We start from the raw sequence: 4,050 nt of genomic DNA on the forward strand, positions 1-4,050 counted from the left end.
GAGAAGTGACCGATGTTGCCGACGATCGCCTGGTGCTTCATCTGCTCCATGTGCTTGGCAAGGATGATGTCCTTGTTGCCCGTGGTGGTGATGAAGATGTCCGCGATACCGACGACGTCCTCCAGGGTGGTGACCTGGTAGCCGTCCATCGCCGCCTGCAGCGCGCAGATCGGGTCGATCTCGGTGATGATGACGCGGGCGCCCTGGCCGCGGAGCGACTCGGCGGAGCCCTTGCCCACGTCGCCGTAGCCGCAGACGACGGCGACCTTGCCGCCGATCAGCACGTCGGTGGCACGGTTGATGCCGTCGATCAGCGAGTGGCGGCAGCCGTACTTGTTGTCGAACTTCGACTTGGTGACGGCGTCGTTGACGTTGATCGCCGGGAACAGCAGCTTGCCGTCACGGTGCATCTCGTACAGCCGGTGCACACCGGTGGTGGTCTCCTCGGTGACGCCCTTGATGGTGGCCGCCATCTCGGTCCACTTGTTCGGGGTGTCCTTGAGGGTGCGGTTCAGCACCTCGAGGATGAGGCGGAACTCCTCGTTGTCCGCGGTGGACGGGTCCGGGGCCTCGCCGGCCTTCTCGAACTCGACGCCCTTGTGGATCAGGAGGGTTGCGTCGCCACCGTCGTCCAGGATCATGTTCGGGGTCTGACCGTTCGGCCAGGTCAGCGCCTGCTCGGTGCACCACCAGTACTCCTCCAGCGTCTCGCCCTTCCAGGCGAACACCGGAACACCACTGGGGTTCTCCGGCGTGCCCTCCGGACCGACCGCGATGGCGGCGGCAGCGTGGTCCTGGGTGGAGAAGATGTTGCAGGAGCACCAGCGGACGTCGGCGCCGAGCGCGACCAGGGTCTCGATCAGGACGGCGGTCTGCACGGTCATGTGCAGCGAACCGGTGATCCGCGCACCGGCCAGCGGCTTGGTGGCCGCGAACTCCTTGCGGATCGACATCAGACCGGGCATCTCGTGCTCGGCGAGCTGGATCTCCTTGCGCCCGAAGGCGGCAAGCGAGAGGTCGGCTGGATCTCCTTGCGCCCGAAGGCGGCAAGCGAGAGGTCGGCGACCTTGAAGTCACCGTTGAGGTTGGTCGACATGCGGAAGTGCTCCTCGCTGCATGGGGTGGTGCGGGCCTGTCTTACGGGTGTGCTCAGTGGCAGGACGCCCGACGGCACGGCGTACTGCTCCTGCGGCACAATCCGTCGGAGGACCTCTCTCCCTCGACCGCCCGCACCCGGTTGTGCCGGGCACCGTCGATCGACCGCCATCAGCAGCGACGTTTGGCTCTGCTGACGAATCTACACCGACGGCGCAGTCGCACGGGATTCGTACGGGCAGTTTCGGCCGCCGTCGGGCGGCCGGATCCGACGGTGCGTCAGCGTGTGGGACCGCCGGGGGTGGCCGCCGGGTCGAGGCCCTGGGCCTCCTTCTCGGCGCTGTAGATGTCCGGCTCCAGGTAGATCACCCGGGCGATCGGGACGGCCTTGCGGACCCGGGCCTCGGCCAGGTCGATGGCCTCGGCCACCTGGACGGCGGTGTCCTCCGCGTTGACGCCGATCTTCGCGGCGACCAGCAGCTCCTCCGGGCCGAGGTGCAGGGTGCGCATGTGGATGATCCGGGTCACCGAGTCGTGGTCGACCAGCGCCGCACGGATCTTCTGCACGTCGTTCTTGTCCGCGGACTCGCCGATCAGCAGGCTGCGGGTCTCCATCGCGAGCACCACGGCGATGGCCACCAGCAGCAGACCGATGGAGAGCGTGCCGATGCCGTCCCAGATCCCGTCGCCGGTGATCACGGTGAGGCCGACGCCGAGCAGCGCGAGCACCAGGCCGATCAACGCGCCGAAGTCCTCCAGCAGCACCACCGGCAGCTCGGGGGCCTTCGCCCGGCGGATGTACTCCACCCAGCCGAGCGTGCCCTTGGCCTTGCGCCCCTCGGTGATCGCGGTCCAGAACGACCAGCTCTCCGCCAGGATGGCGAAGACCAGCACGCCGACCGCCCAGTACCAGCCGTGCAGTTCGTGCGGGTGACGGATCTTGTCCACACCCTCGTACACCGCGAACAGGCCACCGACGCTGAACAGCACGATGGAGACCACGAACGCGTAGATGTACCGCTCGCGGCCATACCCGAACGGGTGTTCCTCGTCGGCCTCGCGGGCCGCCCGCTTGCTGCCCACCAGCAGCAGCACCTGGTTGCCCGAGTCGGCCACCGAGTGCACGCCTTCGGCGAGCATCGAGGACGAGCCGGTGAAGGCGAAGGCCGTGAACTTGCTCGCGGCGATCGCCAGGTTCGCGGACAGCGCCGCAACCAGTGCTTTGGTGCCGCCTTCGGTGCTCATGCTGGGGTGGTGTCCCTCCGACTGGGCCGGTGCACCGCACCGGCCGACGCTCAGCTTGCCGACCGCACACAGTATCCCGGTGCGGTCAGGAGCTGAGAGTCGGTCAGTCCCGCGTGGCGGCGAGGCCGAGGTAGACCGCGGCGAAGTCGGTCAGCGCGGTGAGCTCGGCCAGTGCCTGGAGCGGATCGGCCTGTGCACTGCGGTACTCGGTCAGCCGGACCTCGTGCGCCTCGGCCAGCCGGTGTGCGCGGCGGACCGGATAGCTCGGCTCCGGCACCTCGGCCTGGTCCTCCTCGGCCGGATCGGTGGCGCGGCCCGGGGTCTGACGGAGCAGCAGCACCTGGAGCATCAGCGGGTCGGGCTCGTCCACCCGGTCCCGGAAGAAGTCGTCCGGGTCGGCACCCGAGCCGAGCTGGCCGACGAACATGCCCCGGTGGCTGGTCAGCACCTGCGGCAGCGCTCCGGCCAGCGCCGGACGGCCGGCCCGGTCAGCCAGCATGGTGGCGAACCGCTCCACCACCGCCGTCGCCACCGGCCCCTCGGCCCAGAGCAGCGGGACGGTGCCGGAGAGCTTGCCCGCCAGGTCCTTGGCCGGGTTCACGTACGCGCCGGCGTCCGGGCGGCAGCGGACCGCCGTCTCGTCCAGCCGGTCGGCGGTGGACTGCAGTGCGCCGGGCGGTAGTTGGGTCACCCCGAGCTTCTCGGTGAGCGCCAGCAGTGGGGCCAGCAGCGCCCAGAGTGCGCCCGGGTCCAGCGCGGGCAGGTCGGGCTCGGCGCCCGCGACCGGCTCGGCCGGGTCCACCGTGGACGGCGCGTACGGCAGCGGCAGGCCGCGGACCTGGTGCGCGGCCTCGGTCAGCGGGCTCACCACCGGGGCGATCACCACCACCGAGCAGCCGCGCGCGTACGCCTGCTGGGCGAGGCCGATCAGGCCCTGCTCGGTGCCGTCGATCGAGGCGATCACCAGCAGGTCGATCGGACCGACCCAGCCGGGCAGTTGCCAGCTCATCCCGGCCGAGAACATCGGGTCGGCGGCCGTCCGGTCACGCCGCACCGGCTCGGCAGCGCTCGGCGGCAGCGGGAGCACCTGGGTGGTCCCGGCCGCCAGCGCGGCCAGCGCACTGCCTGCTGCCAGCACGCTGCCGTGGCCCGCGACCAGCAGGGTGCGCGGGCGGCCGTCCGGCCGCAGCGCCGCGAGCCCGGCATCGTCGGCGAGCCGCAGGGCGGTCCTCACCCGGGCCCCGGCGCCCGCGAGGGCGAGCAGGGCATGGTCCCGGTCGGCGCGCCGGAGGGCGGCCGGGTCGTCGAGCAGACTGTCGTCGATCATGCGGCTGGCCTCCGGCCGGGACGGGTCGTTTCAGGAGGGGCGGCGGGCCTCGTCCACCAGGAGCACCGGGATGCCGTCGCGGACCGGGTAGACCAGACCGCAGCTCTCACCGGTGCAGCGCAGCTCGTGCTCCTCGCCCTTGCTCTCCTCGGCGAGCGCGGAGTGGCACTCGGGGCAGACCAGGATCTCCAGCAGGAAGGACGGCAGGCTGCTCATGGGTCGTCAGGCTCCAGAAGTCGGTACACGGTGCGCCGGTACAGCGGTGCCCCGGCCGGTGGCAACGATACCGGCCGGGGGTGGGGGTGGGGGTGTCAGGTGCGGATGAGGGTGAGTGCGGTGTCGCGGATGGTGGTCATGGTGGTGGGGTCGTGGGCTTCGACGTT

At 70.6% G+C, this 4,050-nt stretch carries 5 protein-coding genes; all 5 read right to left on the reverse strand.

The features are described from left to right. Positions 1–986 (reverse strand): adenosylhomocysteinase (locus ASC99_RS31130; protein ID WP_057238378.1); only part of this gene is annotated, 986 nt, incomplete at its 3' end. Next, positions 953–1,096, reverse strand: a complete 144-nt coding sequence (locus ASC99_RS39135) for a hypothetical protein (RefSeq protein ID WP_157531879.1) — start codon at positions 1,094–1,096, stop codon at positions 953–955. The genes ASC99_RS39135 and ASC99_RS31130, both read right to left, overlap by 34 nt. 278 nt (positions 1,097–1,374) lie before the next feature. After that, the gene (locus tag ASC99_RS31135; RefSeq protein ID WP_057238373.1) at positions 1,375–2,340 is read right to left on the reverse strand and encodes a cation diffusion facilitator family transporter; all 966 of its coding nucleotides are present in this window, start codon (positions 2,338–2,340) and stop codon (positions 1,375–1,377) included. 103 nt (positions 2,341–2,443) lie between these two features. Further along, positions 2,444–3,667, reverse strand: a complete 1,224-nt coding sequence (locus ASC99_RS31140) for an SIS domain-containing protein (RefSeq protein WP_057238375.1) — start codon at positions 3,665–3,667, stop codon at positions 2,444–2,446. Between the two features lie 30 nt (positions 3,668–3,697). Continuing rightward, complete coding sequence (locus ASC99_RS31145) at positions 3,698–3,883, reverse strand: Trm112 family protein (protein ID WP_057238377.1); 186 nt, start codon at positions 3,881–3,883, stop codon at positions 3,698–3,700. Positions 3,884–4,050: the final 167 nt, after the last annotated feature.

This window comes from Kitasatospora sp. Root107 (genome assembly GCF_001424875.1).
Classification (GTDB): domain Bacteria; phylum Actinomycetota; class Actinomycetes; order Streptomycetales; family Streptomycetaceae; genus Kitasatospora.

Bases quoted from the DNA above. Each gene is read 5' to 3' on its own strand.
- ASC99_RS31145 (WP_057238377.1), bottom strand. From the start codon at position 3,883: ATGAGCAGCCTGCCGTCCTTCCTGCTGGAGATCCTGGTCTGCCCCGAG.
- ASC99_RS31135 (WP_057238373.1), bottom strand. From the start codon at position 2,340: ATGAGCACCGAAGGCGGCACCAAAGCACTGGTTGCGGCGCTGTCCGCG.
- ASC99_RS31140 (WP_057238375.1), bottom strand. From the start codon at position 3,667: ATGATCGACGACAGTCTGCTCGACGACCCGGCCGCCCTCCGGCGCGCC.
- ASC99_RS39135 (WP_157531879.1), bottom strand. From the start codon at position 1,096: ATGTCGACCAACCTCAACGGTGACTTCAAGGTCGCCGACCTCTCGCTT.